Origin of the sequence: Clostridium bornimense, from assembly GCF_018917145.1 — a bacterium.
Lineage (GTDB): Bacteria > Bacillota > Clostridia > Clostridiales > Clostridiaceae > Clostridium_AN > Clostridium_AN bornimense_A.
This window is the reverse complement of the sequence record NZ_JAHLOD010000002.1, coordinates 51,436-65,879: the sequence shown is the minus strand read 5'-3', so window position 1 is coordinate 65,879 and position 14,444 is coordinate 51,436. Positions and strand designations below refer to the sequence as shown.

At 27.3% G+C, this 14,444-nt stretch carries 19 protein-coding genes; 17 read left to right on the top strand and 2 right to left on the bottom strand.

The window, feature by feature from the left end; translation table 11 throughout:
• Positions 1-57: 57 nt before the first annotated feature.
• Positions 58-1,548 (top strand): methyl-accepting chemotaxis protein, encoded by a 1,491-nt coding sequence (locus tag KQI30_RS01280; protein ID WP_216461346.1) that lies wholly within the window; start codon positions 58-60, stop codon positions 1,546-1,548.
• A 279-nt stretch (positions 1,549-1,827) separates the two neighbouring features.
• On the top strand, positions 1,828-1,974 hold the full coding sequence (locus tag KQI30_RS01275) for a hypothetical protein (RefSeq protein ID WP_216461345.1): 147 nt from the start codon (positions 1,828-1,830) through the stop codon (positions 1,972-1,974).
• Positions 1,975-2,095: 121 nt separating this feature from the next.
• On the opposite strand, the gene KQI30_RS01270 is transcribed toward KQI30_RS01275, so the two are convergent.
• The gene (locus tag KQI30_RS01270) at positions 2,096-2,608 is read right to left on the bottom strand and encodes a GNAT family N-acetyltransferase (protein WP_216461406.1); all 513 of its coding nucleotides are present in this window, start codon (positions 2,606-2,608) and stop codon (positions 2,096-2,098) included.
• A 185-nt stretch (positions 2,609-2,793) separates the two neighbouring features.
• On the opposite strand from KQI30_RS01270, the gene KQI30_RS01265 reads away from it, so the two are divergent.
• Complete coding sequence (locus tag KQI30_RS01265; protein ID WP_216461344.1) at positions 2,794-3,222, top strand: MarR family winged helix-turn-helix transcriptional regulator; 429 nt, start codon at positions 2,794-2,796, stop codon at positions 3,220-3,222.
• Positions 3,223-3,311: 89 nt separating this feature from the next.
• The gene (locus KQI30_RS01260) at positions 3,312-3,791 is read left to right on the top strand and encodes a glutathione peroxidase (RefSeq protein ID WP_216461343.1); all 480 of its coding nucleotides are present in this window, start codon (positions 3,312-3,314) and stop codon (positions 3,789-3,791) included.
• Positions 3,792-3,840: 49 nt separating this feature from the next.
• Here KQI30_RS01260 and KQI30_RS01255 read toward each other — a convergent pair whose 3' ends face one another.
• Positions 3,841-4,578 carry an NAD-dependent protein deacylase gene (locus KQI30_RS01255; protein ID WP_216461342.1) on the bottom strand — a complete coding sequence of 246 codons (738 nt, stop codon included), beginning with the start codon at positions 4,576-4,578 and terminating at the stop codon, positions 3,841-3,843.
• A gap of 234 nt (positions 4,579-4,812) precedes the next feature.
• Between KQI30_RS01255 and KQI30_RS01250 the strand changes: the two genes are divergently transcribed.
• The 13 genes from KQI30_RS01250 (at position 4,813) to KQI30_RS01190 (ending at position 14,407) form a co-directional block, all read left to right on the top strand.
• Complete coding sequence (locus tag KQI30_RS01250) at positions 4,813-5,064, top strand: hypothetical protein (protein WP_216461341.1); 252 nt, start codon at positions 4,813-4,815, stop codon at positions 5,062-5,064.
• Between the two features lie 47 nt (positions 5,065-5,111).
• Positions 5,112-5,357: a TIGR04076 family protein gene (locus KQI30_RS01245; protein ID WP_253287334.1), complete on the top strand. Its 246-nt coding sequence runs from the start codon at positions 5,112-5,114 to the stop codon at positions 5,355-5,357.
• 166 nt (positions 5,358-5,523) lie between these two features.
• On the top strand, positions 5,524-6,039 hold the full coding sequence (locus KQI30_RS01240; protein WP_216461339.1) for a hypothetical protein: 516 nt from the start codon (positions 5,524-5,526) through the stop codon (positions 6,037-6,039).
• A 181-nt stretch (positions 6,040-6,220) separates the two neighbouring features.
• Positions 6,221-6,718 carry a GNAT family N-acetyltransferase gene (locus tag KQI30_RS01235; protein ID WP_216461338.1) on the top strand — a complete coding sequence of 166 codons (498 nt, stop codon included), beginning with the start codon at positions 6,221-6,223 and terminating at the stop codon, positions 6,716-6,718.
• A gap of 40 nt (positions 6,719-6,758) precedes the next feature.
• On the top strand, positions 6,759-7,421 hold the full coding sequence (locus tag KQI30_RS01230) for an HAD family hydrolase (protein WP_216461337.1): 663 nt from the start codon (positions 6,759-6,761) through the stop codon (positions 7,419-7,421).
• Positions 7,422-7,620: 199 nt separating this feature from the next.
• The gene (locus KQI30_RS01225) at positions 7,621-7,920 is read left to right on the top strand and encodes a (2Fe-2S)-binding protein (protein ID WP_216461336.1); all 300 of its coding nucleotides are present in this window, start codon (positions 7,621-7,623) and stop codon (positions 7,918-7,920) included.
• Positions 7,921-8,121: 201 nt separating this feature from the next.
• The gene (locus KQI30_RS01220) at positions 8,122-8,604 is read left to right on the top strand and encodes an HXXEE domain-containing protein (RefSeq protein ID WP_216461335.1); all 483 of its coding nucleotides are present in this window, start codon (positions 8,122-8,124) and stop codon (positions 8,602-8,604) included.
• 152 nt (positions 8,605-8,756) lie between these two features.
• On the top strand, positions 8,757-9,530 hold the full coding sequence (locus tag KQI30_RS01215) for a PhzF family phenazine biosynthesis protein (protein WP_216461334.1): 774 nt from the start codon (positions 8,757-8,759) through the stop codon (positions 9,528-9,530).
• A 261-nt stretch (positions 9,531-9,791) separates the two neighbouring features.
• Positions 9,792-10,232, top strand: a complete 441-nt coding sequence (locus KQI30_RS01210) for a GNAT family N-acetyltransferase (RefSeq protein WP_216461333.1) — start codon at positions 9,792-9,794, stop codon at positions 10,230-10,232.
• Between the two features lie 158 nt (positions 10,233-10,390).
• Positions 10,391-11,098 (top strand): ABC transporter ATP-binding protein, encoded by a 708-nt coding sequence (locus KQI30_RS01205; protein ID WP_367397819.1) that lies wholly within the window; start codon positions 10,391-10,393, stop codon positions 11,096-11,098.
• On the top strand, positions 11,091-12,680 hold the full coding sequence (locus tag KQI30_RS01200; protein WP_216461332.1) for a hypothetical protein: 1,590 nt from the start codon (positions 11,091-11,093) through the stop codon (positions 12,678-12,680). Before KQI30_RS01205 ends, KQI30_RS01200 begins: the two co-directional genes overlap by 8 nt.
• Before the next feature lie 119 nt (positions 12,681-12,799).
• On the top strand, positions 12,800-14,302 hold the full coding sequence (locus KQI30_RS01195) for a sodium-dependent transporter (protein ID WP_216461331.1): 1,503 nt from the start codon (positions 12,800-12,802) through the stop codon (positions 14,300-14,302).
• A 3-nt stretch (positions 14,303-14,305) separates the two neighbouring features.
• Positions 14,306-14,407 (top strand): MetS family NSS transporter small subunit, encoded by a 102-nt coding sequence (locus tag KQI30_RS01190; RefSeq protein WP_216461330.1) that lies wholly within the window; start codon positions 14,306-14,308, stop codon positions 14,405-14,407.
• Positions 14,408-14,444: the final 37 nt, after the last annotated feature.

Below are 14,444 nucleotides of genomic sequence, written 5' to 3'. Positions count from 1 at the left end.
TTGTATATCGAATAATATCGATAAATAAAATGAGAATATTTACAAAGGAGAAATAAAATGAATACAAAAGAAAAGGAAGTTAGCTTAGGTTACATAGCTAATAATAACTTAGTGAGGATAGTAAAAATAACTACGCCAATATTAATATTTGCATTAGTAATGGGGGTTACTAATGGTTCATTAAATATGATGCAATCATTAATTTATGCTCTTTTAGTAGTAGTAACTTTTATTTGGTCTCATTTATTATTTAAAAAGGATAGTGAAAGTAAAAGTATAAGAATCATAGTTTTTATAGTATATATAATTGTTTGGATAGGTGTTTATTTTGTCGGTAATGATGTGAATTTTGCTTTTATATTTCCATTTCTATCTAGTTATGTATTATACGGAAGAAAAAATGAATTTAGAATATTTGGATTAGTTATAATATCTATAAATATTATAAAAATGGTTCTTGATATAAGTAAATTTGGATTTAATAATATAGAAGTTATTTCATATATTGTAATAATAGTAACTGCTATATTATTTGTATATGCTTCATATAATAATGCAGCGACAGTAGGCTTTTTTAGTAATACTAATCAGGAGTTTTTAGATAATATAAATGAGGCTAAATTGAAGCAAGAACAGTTAATAGATGAAGTTATGAATATAAATGAGACTATAGATACTAATATGGAGGAAGTATTAGATATAGTAAATAATATTTCAAAAGAGTCAGCAATGCTTACAGTAGCACTTGATGATATAACTAAGGGTGCTGAAAGAAATAGTGATGATATTAAAACGCAGGTTAAATATTCAAATAATATTAAAGAAAAAATAGAAAGTACTGAAATTATGACTAGTGAAATGAGTGAAATTTCAATAAAAACTAGTAGTATTTTGACAGAAAGTAAAGAGATTGTTAAAGAATTAGGTAGTCAAGCTTCAGTAGTTGAATCTACAAATGAAGAAGTTAAAGAAATGATGAAGGAACTTAATAAGAGATCTGATGATATATTTCATATTACTAATGTAATAAATAATATAGTAAAGCAAACAAATTTATTAGCATTAAATGCATCGATAGAAGCAGCTAGAGCAGGAGAAAGTGGGAAAGGGTTTTCAGTAGTTGCTGATGAGATAAGAAAGTTAGCAGAACAAAGTTCAGATTCTATAGACAATATAATTAGTATAACTAATGATTTAAGAGAAAAATTAGATACTTCAATAAAGTCAGTAGAAAAATTAAGTGAAGCTAATAACATACAAAATCAATTAGTACATAGGACAACAAAGATTTTTGATGTAATTGGAGAAAATACTGAATATGTATTAAGTAAGGTAAATGGAGTAGACGAAGAAGTAAAAGAAATTGCAGCGGCTAGTGAAGTTATAGTTAATTCTATAAATAATATATCTGTAGTAGCTGAAGAAACAATGGCTATAACAGAAGAATGTTCAAGTATATCTAATAACTTTAAGGAAAAAGCTGAAATGGCATTTAAGCTAACAGAAGAGTTAAAAGAAACTACAGAATCAGTAAAGAATCTATATTAAATGAAGGGCGAGTATTTCATTGATACTTCTAGCTGTAAATAGAAGAAGATTTATAACAAAAAATAAATAAATATATCACAATTAGAATAATTGCCCCGGAAATATTGTATATATTCAATAGTTTCTGGGGATTTTTTTATTTCATATTAAAACCAAAATCACAGCATCAGTATATATTAACAGTAGATAAATTATTAAGAAATATTAAGTTTTTTATTTGTATTTCATTAAGGTATTTATTTTAATATGTAGCTAAAGTAAGTTGAAAGGAAATTTAATATGAAATTATTATCTTATTCTTTAGCATATTTTATTGAAATAATAAAGTTAGATGAAACATTGATAACAATTTTTATTATAGTGATAATGGATATAGTTTTTATAAGAAAAGTTAAGTTGTGCGAAAGAAAAACTAGAGGTTTATAAGTGAATGAACACTTGTAGCAGCATTTTATGTAGGAATGAGCAAGAATATTTAATAGAAAGCTTAGTTTTATAGAAGATAGATGGATTAAAGCTTAATTTCTCTTACACCAACATTCTTTTGTTACTTTTGACTTATTGAATATAGATAATGAGGCATATCTATACCACGATAATGTTTCGTCCAAGTATCCTTTATTGTCATACCATTTCGTAAAGCAACATTTTGAGATGGTTTATTAGTATCTCGAATAATTGAACAAACTTCATTAGCTTTTAGCTTTTGAAAAGCATAATCCTTACAAGCTTTTGCAGCTTCTATGGCATATCCTTTATGCCAATAATCCTTTTGAAATAGATAACCTATTTCAAGGACTTCCTCTCCATTCCATAGCTGCATTGATAGACCACATTGACCAATCATTTCATCTGTTTCTTTTAGAATAACTGCCCATAAACCAAAACCATATTTTTTATATCTAGCAATTTGTTTATAAAGCCATTGTTGCGTTTCATCATCGCTAAATGCACCATTATAGGCATACATTGTTTCTTCATCTTGCAAGATTTTGCTTAATGAATTTAAGTCAGATTGTTTGATTTTTCGTAAATATAATCTTTCAGTTTCAAGCACTATAATTAATCACCTCATAAGTTTAAATTTTTTTATGTAAATATGTCCACGAATATTTTACCATAAATTTCTATGATATGAAGTCAAAGATTCAATTTATATGAGAAGTTGACAAGATGAGAAAAATATATATAATAAAAATATATTAATTTAACTAAATTAAATTTTGCTAAATAAGAGGAAAAACTATGGATAAATATGAGAACTTAAAATTGGAAAATCAAATATGTTTTCCATTATATGCGTTATCAAGAGAAATAATAAAAATGTATAAGCCATATCTTGATGAATTTAATCTTACTTATACGCAATATATAGTAATGATGGTAATGTGGGAAGAAGAAAAAATAATATTTAAAGAACTTGGAAAGAAACTTCATCTAGATTCAGGTACTCTTACGCCAGTTCTAAAAAAACTAGAGTCAATGGAATATATAACTAAGTATAGAACTAAAGAAGACGATAGAGTTGTAATGGTAGAATTAACAGCTAAAGGTAGGGAGCTGAGAGAAGATGTTATTGAGATTCCTACAAAGGTATTTTGTAATCTGCATTTAGATAAAGAAGATGCTATTGAAGTTAAACATTATTTAGATAAAATGCTTAAAAAATTTTAAGATTTTTTATCTTAAAATTTTTTAAAAGAAATGATTTAATTAAATTAAATTTAAATAAACTATACTAATGATAAAGAGAGGATTTTAATATGAAGTTTTATGATTTTACAGCCAAAAATATAAATGGAAAAGAAGTTAGCATGAAAGATTTTAAGGGGAAGGTAGTTTTAGTTGTAAATACAGCAAGCAAGTGTGGATTTACACCTCAATTAGAAGGATTAGAAGAACTTTATAAGAAATATAAAGATAGAGGATTTGAAATACTTGGATTCCCATGTAATCAATTTGCTAATCAAGATCCTGATAGTAATGAAGAAATAAGCAAAGTTTGTTCAATAAATTATGGGGTAACATTTACTATGTTTGAAAAGATAGATGTTAAAGGAGAAAACGCACATCCTATATATAAGTTTTTAAAAAGTAATTCTAAAGGGATATTAGGTAGTGAAATAAAGTGGAATTTTACTAAGTTCTTAATAGATACAGAAGGAAATGTTGTAGATAGATTTGCACCAACTACAACTCCAGCTAAAATAGAAAAAGATATAGAAAAATTATTAAATAAATAAGTTTTATTTAAGGCTTGTTTCAAAGATATATTGAAACAAGTCTTTATTTTTATAAGTTATTAACGGCCTCACCTAAAACTTTTCCAATAGCATCATGAATAACAAGATCAGCTCTGTTATCAGCAGAAGTAGTACTTTTGTTTATAAGTACAAGATTCTTTCCTCTAAAATAATCAATGAGACCAGCGGCAGGATAAACAACCAGTGAAGTTCCTCCAATAATTAAAGTATCAGCTTCTGCAATAGCTCTAACAGCTCCACTTATAATATCATTATCTAGTCCTTCTTCATAAAGAACAACATCAGGTTTAACTTTTCCACCACACTTAGGACAAGTAGGTACACCTTTTGATTCTAAAATAAATTTTTCATCATAGAAGGCATTACATTTCATACAATAGTTTCTAAGAACAGAACCATGTAACTCATAAACTTTCTTTGATCCAGCAGCTTGATGTAGACCATCGATATTTTGAGTGACAACGGCTTTAAGTTTACCCATTTCTTCAAGTTTAGCAAGTGCAACATGAGCTGCATTAGGTTTGGCATCAGGATATATAAGTTTATCTTTATAAAATTTAAAGAATTCTTCTGGATATCTTACGAAAAAGGTGTGAGATACAAGTTGTTCTGGAGTAAAGTTTATTTGAAGTTTCTCGTTCCATAAACCGTTGGAACTTCTGAAGTCTGGGATATTACTTTCTGTTGAAACTCCAGCACCTCCGAAAAATACTATGTTATTACTTTCTTTTAAAATTTGAGTTAGTTTTTCTATTTCTGTACTCATAAAATCATCTCCAATATTATTTAAATTAATTATAGCATAGTGAAATTAGTTACAAAATAGCAATAACCATTTATTGCAATATGGGAAGAGGTAATGATAAAATAAAAATAGCTTAGATAGTGTAAATTTAAAGTACAGATTATTTATATAATGGGAAGGTGCGCATTTCATGGAAAAGAATGAAATACTAAAAATCAATAAAACATATTGGGACACAAATGCAGATTTATGGTTATGTTAGTTTTTAATAAAAGTTATTTTGACGAAGCATACTTTAGCATGCCTGTTGATGGAAGTGAAATAATATTATGTAATAGAAAAATATCTACATATATTAATGCTTTAGCAGAAGCAGGATTTGTTGTTGAACAAATGATTGAACAAACTGATGATGAAACTATGAAGTCAGTTGGAGATAATAGTAGCAAAACAAAAAAGGCTAAGATGCTCCCAATTTCATTTTGCTTCAAGGCAAGAAAGTTGTAATGATAGAAAAAAATATTAACTTTATATGAGAATACATGGGAGGAATTATGTCTAAAGTAAAACTAACTATAAAAGAGAGTAAATGTAGATGTGGATATTTAAAAAAAGGTGATGAATTTATAATTGAAGATTTATGTCCGCCTATATGTCATGAGTTATGGAATAGTATATATCCATTTATATATGCATTACAGAATGGAGCAGATTTAGATTATGGAAATATAAAAGCACCTATGTTTGATATGAAATGTCCCGATGATGGTAGAGTTATCGTTCATGGTGAAAGAATTTAATGAATTATACTAATTGGTGCTTTGACAAAAATTAATAAAATTATTATAATTATAGTATTAATTGAAGTTTATGCGTATAATTGATCAGCGTGAAATCATTATTTGATTTCGCGCTTTATTTTTTTGAGCAAAACTTTAAAGTATAGGAAAGTGAGGAGAATAGGAAATGGAATTTTACATGAAATTACCACGTAACAAAAAGGAGTTTGCATTATTTATGGCGGTTATATCAATTATATCAGTAAATATAATTGCACCACTAATTACATGTTTTGAGATGAGTACTTTTAGTTTGGATATTTGGAAAAATGCCATTAAAGTTATACCTTTTATATGGATATGTGTAATTGCACTTGTTTTAGCAACATATAAACCAGCAGAATGGATGACAGGAAAAATTGTAGAGAAAGATGATAGCTTCAATGCACATATTGTTATTAATATTTTATGTACAGTATTTTTAATGTCAATATTTTTAACTGTAATAGGGACATGGATAGGATCTGGTGCCATTACAATGGAACCAATTAATATGTTTTTTTACAAATGGCCACGTAATTTTGCAATATCATTTGGTGTGGAATTATGTATTGCTCAGCCAATTGCAAGAGCTGTGATGTCTTTAATTCATAGTAAATCTAAGGAGCCTGAATATATTGAAGAGATAGAAAAGACAAGTTAGATTCTATAACAGAAATGAGAAAAAATAAAAAATTATTAGACTATATATTGTGAATTTAAAAGTGTCTAGAAATAGGCACTTTTTATTATAAAGAAATAAAGTATCCTTAAAAACTTAGTTCAGTAGGTGTATAATACAATTACATTTATGTATTTATTTTACACAGAAAAGGAGGAAAAAAATGAAGATAGATACAGAGAGATTAGAGCTTGTGGCTTTATTACCACAACAATTAAAATTATTAACTACTAATATAGAAAAACTCGAAGAAGAATTAGATGCTAAGTATAAAGCGGAACCTATGGAAGGTTTTTTTCTTGATATAGTAAAAGGACAAGTTGAAGCAACGGAAAAAGATTCAAAAAATTATTTTTGGCATAGTTTTTGGCTTTTAATTCGTAAAAGTGATAGGGTTATCGTCGGTTCAGCAGATTTTAAAGATATACCTAATAAAGATTGTGAAGTTGAAATAGGATATGGATTAGGAAAAGACTTTGAACATAATGGCTATATGACAGAAGCAGTAATGGCTATGAGTCAGTGGGCATTAAAACAGGATGGAGTTTCAAGTGTTATTGCAGAAACAGAGATAGATGGATTTGCATCTCAAAGAATTTTAAAGAGGTGTGGGTTTAAGAAATATAAGGAAGAAGCTACTACTTGGTGGAGATTAAGATGAAATTGACACCTAATAATTTTAAATGGAGAGGAGGGAGTTAATGAAAGCTGTCATTTTTGATATGGATGGTCTTATGTTTGATACAGAAAGAGTATTTGTGAAGGCATGGGATTATGCTGGTGAAAAAATTGGTATCGGTAAAGCAGGTTACATGACTATGAAAACATTAGGAATGAATATAGTTATGTCGAGAAAAGTGTGGATCGACGAATTTGGAGCTAAGTATAGTGAAGAAGGTTTAAGGAAGTATACAAAGGAATTTTTAGAAGACTATTATAAAAATAATAAGGTACCTGTTAAGAAAGGTTTATATAACTTGCTAGAATATTTACATAAATCAAACTATAAAATTGCAGTTGCTTCATCTTCTCCAAGATGGGAAGTAGAAAAGCATTTAAAGGATGCCGATATATTAAAATATTTTAATGTAATTGTATGCGGTGATATGGTTGAAAAGTCAAAGCCAGAGCCAGAAATATATTTAAAAGCATGTGAATTGTTAAATTTAGAACCTTGTCAGTGTATCGCTCTTGAAGATTCTAAAAATGGGATACTTTCAGCATATAATGCTGGGTGCAAGACAATTATGGTGCCTGATATGTGGCAACCAGATGATGAGATAAAGAAAATTGTCTATAAAGTAATCAGTGATTTAGATGCTGTTAAAGTTTTTATAGAGGAAGGTAATATTGAACAAGAATAGTTAGAAGTTATTACCGTCATGTTTTGAATTTTATTCAGAAAAAATTGATGGAAAGTGTTTTGTGAAATTTGGATACCTAAAAAGGAGTAAAAACACTAATAACATTATGTAGCTTATTTTGAACACTAAATTTGTATATTATATTATTACATATGTTATACTATGTTCATATATCAGATACAACAAAGGAGAGTTTTATATGAATTTATCAATGGATAACTATATTAAAGTAAGAATGGCACAAAAAAATGGTGCAAGAACTATAGAAGAGTTAAAAGCGCTTTCTGATATCGTAATTAGTACTGAAGAAGAAAAAAAAGAAATTCAAGCTATTCTAAAACAAGCTTGCAAATGTAATAATATTTCAGTTGATGCCGTAGTAGAATTAGTTAACCAAGGCATTGACACAATTGAAGGAATAAAAGAGGCTACTTCTGCTGGTACAGTTTGCGGTCGTTGTGAAGGTGTTCTTGCTAATATTATTGAAAATAAAAGATAAGTGAAGAATTAATTGTGTTTAATTAATAAAACTTTATTTTTAAAGTGTCTAATTATAGGCACTTTTTTTAATTTGGTTTATTGAAATATTGTAATACAATAATATACAATATATTATAATAATAGTAAAATAATACTGTACAGTAAATAATACAAAATGTATTATCTATAATTTTTAAAGAGTATGAGGGTGGGGAAGAAATTGAACATAACAACTTTCATTATTGCAAATTTAGTAATTTATATGCCATTTCATCTTTTTGAAGAAGCCATAGGGGATTTTCCTAAGTGGATGTATGAACATAAATGGTTGCCTTACCATATGAATCATGGACATTGGATGGCAAATAATATTTTTATATACTATCCATTATTGTTAATTTCAATAGCATTATATTTTTTCTGTGGTATAACTTCTTGCGGTATAGCAATAATAGTGTGGGGAGTTATTAATTTTTGCGATCACTTTTTTTATACAATAAAAGATAAAAAAGTATCTCCAGGATTATTTACAGGAGTATTATTTCTTATTAATTCTATAATAGGAATGATACTGTACATTAATTCTGATGTTTTTTCAATAGTAACCTTAATAGTAGCAATTATTATTGGCGGAATTCTGTTTGGAGCCCCAATAGGATTATGTGTAGTAATATATAATTTCTTTGATAAATATTTTAAGTAATAAAAGGTATCTAATTTTTATAGACACCTTTTATTTTTATCCAAATTAAGGGTTGAATAACAATCTAAACCATGATAAAGTTATTTAGAATCTTTGAAGGGAAGTGCCTTATGGAAATAAGAAAAATGATAATTGATGAGAGGGGTTAGAGTATGAAGTATTATATGGTTGATACATTTACAGATGAAGTTTTTGGAGGAAATCCAGCAGGGGTATGTATTTTAGATAGAAAAATTAGTCCAGAGATAATGCAAAGGATAGCTAAAGAACATAACTTACCAGAGACTGCATTTGTATTAAAAGAAGAAAATCAATATTCATTACGTTGGTTTACACCTAAATTTGAAATTGATTTATGTGGACATGCTACCCTTGCATCGGCATTTATTCTTATGAATTATTTTTATAAAGATATGCAGAAAGTTACCTTTTCAACGCAAAGTGGAATTATTGAAGTTGTACGAGATGATAATAAATATGAAATGTCATTGCCAATTAGAAAACCTAAAAAAATAGATATCACTGAAGAGATGAGAACTCTTCTAAGGGTAACACCAGAAGAAGCAGCTTCATCAAGAGATTTAATAGTTTTATTATCTAGTGAAGAAGAGGTTGTTAATTATATTCCTAATTATGATGATTTATCGAAATTATCAGATTGGTTAGGAATTGTTATTACTGCAAAAGGGAAAAAAGCTGATTTTGTTTCAAGATATTTTTGTCCAGAGCTAAAAGATGAAGACCCTGTTACTGGTTCATCACATTGTAGCCTTGTTCCATATTGGTCAGAAAGATTAGGATGTACTAAACTTTATGCACAGCAATTATCAGAAAGAAAAGGAGAATTATACTGTAATTTAGAAGATGATTGCGTAAAGGTTGCAGGAGCAGCAAGACTTTATATGGTTGGTGAGATAAATGTTTAGTTAATATTAAGATCTTACTATAACAACACTTAAGTATAATAGCTTCTAATGTGAGAAAAATACATAGTTAATATAAGACAGTAGTTTTTATATCTATAAAATCTATAAAGATTATTATATTACTGCCTTATTTTATTGTGCAAAGTTATAAAAATAAAGGTGAAATATAGATATTATTGAAAACGTATTACAAATAAAATACAATATTGATATAAGGAGGTAATAATGAATAAATAATTATTAAGAAGAAGGTGGAAGTATTTGAATATATTAAGATGTACTATTAATGATGTCGATTTAGTAATAGAAGCTATAAATAAGATTAAGAAAGAGGAAGCTTCAAATATAGCAGAAGTAAATACTGTTACTAGGTTTCTAAATAATGATAATAATTATTTTTTCGTAGCACTTGATGATAATAATGTTGTAGGTTATGCAATCGTATACAGACAAACATCATTGGACACATTGAATGATGTAATGTGTCTATATGATATAAAAGTTTTAAAGAATCATAGAGCTAGGGGTATAGGAGAAGTTATAATAAATGAAATAAAGAAAATTTGTGAAAGTGAAAATATATTAAAGTTATGGGCACCAACAAATATTAGAAATATTCCAGCAAGTATTTTATGTAAGAAGACAGGGGCAATGGCTAAGGAATTAGGAAATGAAGTTATATATACTTATGAATTTAAGTAATTTTTGAATTTAATCACAATATACACTATAAAAAAGATAAATTATTGTATAAGTACAAAATTTATCTTTTTTTATATAATAAATAAGAAAAATATGGTAATCTATATTTTATAGAAGAATTTATGAATAAAATGAAAGGCTATAAAGGGGGAAACAAGGTGCTTAAATTAAATAGCATTACTAAGGCTTTTGATAATAAGTTAATTTTAGATGATGTGAATTTTACTTTTGAAAAAGGGAAAATTTATGGGTTACTAGGAAGAAATGGCGCAGGAAAAACTACATTATTCAATTGTATAAGTGAAGAGTTACCTGTAGATAAGGGAACTGTTACTTTGTTAAATGAAGATAATATTGAGAGAAAATTAGATTCATCTAATATAGGATATGTATATGCGGATCCTGTTCTACCAGATTTTTTGACGGGATATGAGTTTATAAAATTTTATATTGATATACATAAAGATAAGATTAGTGATTTAAAAAGTATAGATGAATATTTAGAATTAATAAAGATTGATGAGGAAGATAGATATAAGTTAATAAAGTCTTATTCTTTTGGAATGAAAAATAAATTACAGATGCTTTGTTATTTAATTAGTAAACCAGAGATTATTTTGCTAGATGAGCCATTGACATCTTTTGATGTAATTGTAGCTTTAGAAATTAAAAATCTACTTAAGGAAATAAAAAAGAATCATATATTAATTTTCTCAACACATATATTACAGTTGGCTGTTGATCTTTGTGACGAATTAGTAATATTAAAAGATGGAAAGCTTTCATTAATTGATAATAGTATTTTAAAAAGCAATGATTTTGAAGAAGTAATTATGGAATTATTAAAGGAGGAAAGTGATGTTTAATATTTTCACAAAGGTATATCAAATTTCGTTTGCTCAAAATATTAATATGTGGATTTATTATATAAAGAAATTACCTCTTTTAGGGAAGCGTATTCCTGAAACTCTTTATAAATCTACAAATGCAAAAACTATATTAGCTAATATTATTAGAGTGTTGACTTTTATATTTGGTTTTATAAAAAAATATTTATATATGTTTCTTATGGTTGTATTACCAGCTTTTTGTATCTCTAAGGTAACAGATATAAATATTAGTGATATTAAATTTCATATATTTTTCTTTCTAAGTTTTATTATGGGGCCATTTATGAACAATAAATTTACATCAGATATTACAAAAGATTTTTATATGATTAATTTAATGCGTATTAATGCCAAGAAATATTATTTAAGTAAAATGATATTTTCTTATATTGAGTATTTTATTTACTTCGTATTTCCTATGATGTTATTAGGGTGTACTTTTTTACAAGCATTAGTTATAACTTTGGAATTTGTTGCCTTTAGGATTATAGTTCAAGGATTTTTGTTATTAGTTAGTAGCACTAAGAAAAAGCCAATATTCACTAATGGGTTATACAGTATATTACTAATATTGATACCTAGTATTATGGCATATGGATTTCATTTTTTCGGAATAACTTTTAAAATAAAAGAATTACTGTTATACATTCCATCAATTATAGTTATTTTAGTTTTAGCTATTAGTTCATTATATTATCTATTTAAATCTAATAAATATTATCTACTTTCTAAAATCATTATTTCAAGAGAAGATACTAACAATATTAATATGCTTACTTCGGAAGCTACATTTAATGATGTTAAGCTCGATGAAAAGAAAATTAATTCTAAGAATCTAAAAAAGGATAAGTATAAGGATAAGATTGGTATGGAGTATCTTAACTTAAAGTTTTTAGAGAGGCATAAAAAGGTGTTGATTAATCCAGTTAAGTTAAGAGTATATATTATTGCTATATTATCTTTGCTTGCAATAATTGTTACCATTTTCTTTAGTGAATTTAACAATAAAATCAGTGAATTTATATTATCCTCTAGTGGTATATTAGTGTTTGTATTGTATTGCATATCTATAGGCGAAAAAACTACTAGAGCCTTCTTTTTTAATTGTGATAATAGTTTATTAAGATATAAATTTTACAAGGAACCAAAGGTTATATTAAGTAACTTTAAATCAAGATTAAAAATTACTTTAATGTTGAATAGTATTCCTGCTGTTACGTTGGCTATAGGAATGTTACTAACATTGATTTTTTCTAGAGGGGATATTATAAGGTTTATTCCCATATTTATAAGTATAATTACTTTAGCAGGCTTTTTTTCAATACATTATTTGTTCCTTTATTATATTATACAACCATATACATCACAATTAACCATTAAGAGTCCTGTTTATAAAATTGCATCTTTTATTGTATATATAGTTTCATATCAATGCTTACAAGTTAGAACTAAATCCATATTGTTTACTATATCTATAATAATAATTACAATTGCTTATATATTAATTGCAATTACAGCAATATATAAGTATGCACCTAAACGATTTAAATTACATTAATAAAATTTACAAGGTTTTACATAAATAGAGAGTGTATTGTAGAAAAATGTTGAATTATTACAAGGAATGATATATATTAATTATAATCAAGCAAAAGAAGAAAGGATAGAAAAGATACGATGGAAAACGAAAGAGAGCAGTGGGGAAGTAAAATGGGCTTTATACTTGCAGCTGTTGGTTCAGCGGTAGGTTTAGGTAATATATGGAGATTCCCTTATTTAGTTTATAATAATGGAGGAGGAGCATTTTTAGTTCCATATTTCATAGCAATTTTAACAGCTGCTATACCAATATTAATATTAGAATATGGTATGGGGCATAAATATAGAGCGTCAACTCCATTAGCTTTGGCAAGAGGAAATAGAAAATGGGAATGGCTTGGATGGTGGCCAACTATTAATGCATTTTTTATATTAGCATATTATTCTATGATTTTAAGTTGGGCAATAAAGTATTTAACATTAAGCTTTACTAAAGGTTGGGGTGCTGATCCTAATAATTATTTTTATAATGACTTTTTAAGATTATCATCATCACCATTTGAATTTACTGCTATTATATGGCCAGTACTTATAGGTATAGCAGCGTTATGGGCAGTTAACTGGTTTATTTGCTATAGAGGAGTAAAAGGTGGTATTGAAAAATTAAACAAAGTATTATTACCTTTATTAATACTTATTATGATAATAATAGTTGTAAAGGGTGTTACTTTAAATGGATCAACATTAGGGTTAAATAAATTATTTACACCTGATTGGAGCAAGGTAAAAGATCCTAGCGTTTGGATAGCTGCATATGGCCAAGTATTTTTCTCTTTAAGTGTTGGTATGGGTATAATGATGACTTATTCAAGTTATTTACCTAAGAAATCAGATATAAACAATAGTGCATTTATGACTGGGTTTGCAAATTGTGGATTTGAATTTTTATGCGCTATAGGAGTATTCTCAATCTTAGGATTTATGGCAACAAGTCAAGGAGTACCAATAGAAGAAGTTGTTTCAGGCGGTATAGGATTAGCTTTCATCGTATTCCCAAAAGTATTTAGTATTATGGGAGTATGGGGAAATATCTTAGGGGTATTATTCTTTATGTGTTTAATATTCGCAGGATTAACATCATCAGTATCATTAGTAGAAGCTGTAACAGCTCCAATTATAGATAAGACAGGATGGAACCGTAAAAAGGTAGTTACTTGGATTTGTATTTTAGGTTTTGTTGCAAGTATAGCATTTGCTACAAATGCAGGATTATATCTGTTAGATATTATTGATAACTTTATAAACAATTACGGAATAGTTGTAGTTGGATTATTAGAAGCCTTTGTAATAGGATGGATAATAAAGCCTGCCGCTATACGTAATCATACAAATTCAGTTTCTTATTTTAGAATAGGAAAATGGTGGGATATAACTATTAAATATATAACACCAGTAGTATTAGCATTTATGTTAGTTAGCAGCATTATTAATGAAATCAGAAATCCATATGAAGGCTATTCACTAGCAGCATTATTTGTATATGGATGGGCTATAATAGGAATTGGTATAATAGGTTCTTTATTAATAAGTAGAACACCATGGAAAAACAAACATATAGAAAATGATGAAAGTGAGGCATAAAATATGACACCGATAGCAATTACATTTTTATCATTAGGATCTATTGTTTTATATGGTGGATTAATAACTACTATAATGATAGCAATCAAATGTGATAAAAAATAAATAATACTATTTTATAAAACTACTGAGAGTAAGATTA

What these genes read in the sequence shown, in the direction of transcription:
- KQI30_RS01280 (WP_216461346.1), top strand. Translation starts at nt 58, where the DNA reads ATGAATACAAAAGAAAAGGAAGTTAGCTTAGGTTACATAGCTAATAAT.
- KQI30_RS01240 (WP_216461339.1), top strand. Translation starts at nt 5,524, where the DNA reads ATGGAATTTTACATGAAATTACCACGTAACAAAAAGGAGTTTGCATTA.
- KQI30_RS01250 (WP_216461341.1), top strand. Translation starts at nt 4,813, where the DNA reads ATGTTAGTTTTTAATAAAAGTTATTTTGACGAAGCATACTTTAGCATG.
- KQI30_RS01190 (WP_216461330.1), top strand. Translation starts at nt 14,306, where the DNA reads ATGACACCGATAGCAATTACATTTTTATCATTAGGATCTATTGTTTTA.
- KQI30_RS01235 (WP_216461338.1), top strand. Translation starts at nt 6,221, where the DNA reads ATGAAGATAGATACAGAGAGATTAGAGCTTGTGGCTTTATTACCACAA.
- KQI30_RS01265 (WP_216461344.1), top strand. Translation starts at nt 2,794, where the DNA reads ATGGATAAATATGAGAACTTAAAATTGGAAAATCAAATATGTTTTCCA.
- KQI30_RS01245 (WP_253287334.1), top strand. Translation starts at nt 5,112, where the DNA reads ATGTCTAAAGTAAAACTAACTATAAAAGAGAGTAAATGTAGATGTGGA.
- KQI30_RS01260 (WP_216461343.1), top strand. Translation starts at nt 3,312, where the DNA reads ATGAAGTTTTATGATTTTACAGCCAAAAATATAAATGGAAAAGAAGTT.
- KQI30_RS01255 (WP_216461342.1), bottom strand. Translation starts at nt 4,578, where the DNA reads ATGAGTACAGAAATAGAAAAACTAACTCAAATTTTAAAAGAAAGTAAT.
- KQI30_RS01230 (WP_216461337.1), top strand. Translation starts at nt 6,759, where the DNA reads ATGAAAGCTGTCATTTTTGATATGGATGGTCTTATGTTTGATACAGAA.
- KQI30_RS01215 (WP_216461334.1), top strand. Translation starts at nt 8,757, where the DNA reads ATGAAGTATTATATGGTTGATACATTTACAGATGAAGTTTTTGGAGGA.
- KQI30_RS01195 (WP_216461331.1), top strand. Translation starts at nt 12,800, where the DNA reads ATGGAAAACGAAAGAGAGCAGTGGGGAAGTAAAATGGGCTTTATACTT.
- KQI30_RS01200 (WP_216461332.1), top strand. Translation starts at nt 11,091, where the DNA reads ATGTTTAATATTTTCACAAAGGTATATCAAATTTCGTTTGCTCAAAAT.
- KQI30_RS01225 (WP_216461336.1), top strand. Translation starts at nt 7,621, where the DNA reads ATGAATTTATCAATGGATAACTATATTAAAGTAAGAATGGCACAAAAA.
- KQI30_RS01275 (WP_216461345.1), top strand. Translation starts at nt 1,828, where the DNA reads ATGAAATTATTATCTTATTCTTTAGCATATTTTATTGAAATAATAAAG.